The organism is Brevinema andersonii (assembly GCF_900112165.1).
Classification (GTDB): Bacteria; Spirochaetota; Brevinematia; order Brevinematales; family Brevinemataceae; genus Brevinema; species Brevinema andersonii.
Genome location: NZ_FOKY01000036.1, coordinates 1 through 2,357, shown reverse-complemented (window position 1 = coordinate 2,357; position 2,357 = coordinate 1). Strand labels below are relative to the sequence as shown.

Here is a 2,357-nt window from a genome sequence, read left to right as displayed (position 1 = left end):
GAGAAATTAAAAGAATTTGCTGCCCATACTCACAAAAAGGTGCATGGCATAGCCAACGACTTAAAAGAAGTGGTCAAAAAGGTAGAGGATGGCTCTTACGACGACGCGTTCGACCTTGACATCTCTAAAGGGCGGTTTAAGCTGGGTGTTAAAGATGTGAGTGGACTCATTGTTATTGTTATTATTTTGGGATTACTGTCTATTATTGTGTTCGGTATTTGGCAGGTTGAACGCGTCTGGGAACTATCTCGGTAGGAGGAAGAAAATGACATTAATCATAGGAATACTTTGTTATCTTTTTGTGTTGTATGGAATGTTAGGATACGTGTTCCTGGCCTTATTTTATCTCAGAAGAAAAAGAAAAAAGATAAATTTATGGAGGTTCCTGTTTCTATTACCCTCGTTTGCTTTGGTTATATTAGGGTATGAGCATGTCCGCTTCCACATTGCCCCGCTTCTTACACTTAAATAAAGGGGGAATCCATGAGTAAGAAATGGTACCAGTTATGGGATAAAAATCCATCCCCATCATGGATAGGAAAAGAGATGATGGTGCACACTCCAGTCATCCTCGTGAAGGAAGAAAAGAAACACTACCGACATATCATAGAGAACGACCACGTTATGATAAGAGGATGGATAAATCCTGGCTACACCTTTGTCATTGAGTTTGATGGAAGCGTTTGGTATTGTCCGGAAACAGCAAAGTACCAAATCCATTGTCGGAGCGGAGGACAGAACAAGAAAAGTTTAGGAATGTGTCTCATAGGTGATGGCACCAAACAAGAGCCTTCTCTGAAACAAATGAAAGCTTTAGAGGAATTAATAGTACTGCATAAAAGCCCCTCTATTATTTACCACAGGGACTTTTCTTCCAAGGAATGTCCGGGAGACAGAGTTATTCATGCTATTGCAAGGTCTCCGTTGGGTATATTAGTAAGAAGATATCAATAATGAAGCGTATTTTGTATGGGATTTTTTACAGTTTTGCAATGTTTTCTCTTGGATTGATAACGGGCTTAAAAGGATGTTCTAAGGATGTTATCACTCCTTTAGAACAGACCGTAACCGTAGAGAAATTTCCTGAAGAAGTATCGTCCCAAGCGAGAGTTACAACTAAAAAAAACACACAAAAGAATGTTGTTGTATCCCAAACGGTGAAAACAGAAAGGTATGGCAATATTACCACACAATCCTTATTTCCTCGTTCTCATTTTTCTTATAACCATACTCTTGCCCTCCAAGCTTTTATTCTTAATACAGAATTCTTGCTGGGTTGGGAATACCGGTACAAAAGAATACAATTCCACTCGTTAACAGGATACAACTATAGAAACCAACGGTTCGTTTATGGGTTCGGTCTCGGATACACTCTTATACAATGGTAATATATATGATATTTATAAAAAACAACAGGGGAACACATTCTGAATCTTATGTTCGAAAAGTAGCAAACCATTTGTCACGGAACCAATATATAAATATTTTTCGTTATATTAGAAATTTTTATGGAGGCAACCATGAAGAAAATATTCATTCTTCTCATACTGGCCAGCTGCTCTATTAGGATGATGGATAACGGGGAAACGAAGATGGATGATGATACAAAACATCCTTCTATCCCTTCTCAGAAGCAAGAGGAAAGTCCCAAGTCCTCACCTGATGAACAAACTCCTGATGATAAATCTGAGAAAGATTCTGAGGATATTCCTACAGACAGTCCTACACCAGAACCTGATGAAATAACCCAACCCGAAGATAATTCTATACCAAAAAATGATACGATAACTAAACCGAAAAATACCACCAAACCAGAAGAACTTCCTGATGATTCTTCTAAAGAAGATTCCAGTGATATTCCAGAAAATGATCCAAAGTCACTATGGATTAAACAGTTAAAATCTCTGAATGTGCAGTCTCCAGAAGTGACGATCCAAAAGAATGGATGGTTTACCGTAAAAAGAACAGGTCAAGCAACTAAGGACTATATATTGCTTAAGGTTATCAGTGGTTCTGAAGCGATTTATTCAGAGGATACCGTGATAGGTGTAGGTCGTTGGATACCAAGACAGATAACATTAAAAATTGAAGGGCAACATGTCAAAGGACGTTATCCTGATACCTCTTCTTGGTTTGCCATTTTATAAAGAATAGGTTATAGAATAGCCAGAATACTAGATATCCTTATAGAATGTAAACATCCCTCCCCAAATATTTTATAGGGAGGAATGCAGCATTAAGGATGATGAATCCTTAAAAGCCTACGGGAAGAATTGGGGGCTCTCTTCATGGGTTTATTCTAACAATTCATCTTTTCTCTTTCTACTTCCTTCCCCTGAAAACAATAGTATAAAAAA

At 37.9% G+C, this 2,357-nt stretch carries 4 protein-coding genes; all 4 read left to right on the top strand.

The genetic code is table 11. The features are described 5' to 3' along the window. The coding region (locus tag BM018_RS07495) for a hypothetical protein (protein ID WP_234945112.1) at window positions 1–255 on the top strand (255 nt) is incomplete at its 5' end. A gap of 228 nt (window positions 256–483) precedes the next feature. Then, entirely contained in the window at window positions 484–954 is a 471-nt protein-coding gene (locus tag BM018_RS07485; protein WP_092320184.1) for a peptidoglycan recognition protein family protein, read from the top strand. After that, a complete protein-coding gene (locus tag BM018_RS07480) occupies window positions 954–1,388 on the top strand; it encodes a hypothetical protein (RefSeq protein WP_092320182.1) in 435 nt (144 codons plus the stop codon). Before BM018_RS07485 ends, BM018_RS07480 begins: the two co-directional genes overlap by 1 nt. A 132-nt stretch (window positions 1,389–1,520) precedes the next feature. Further along, window positions 1,521–2,147, top strand: a complete 627-nt coding sequence (locus tag BM018_RS07475) for a hypothetical protein (protein ID WP_092320180.1) — start codon at window positions 1,521–1,523, stop codon at window positions 2,145–2,147. Window positions 2,148–2,357 lie beyond the last annotated feature (210 nt).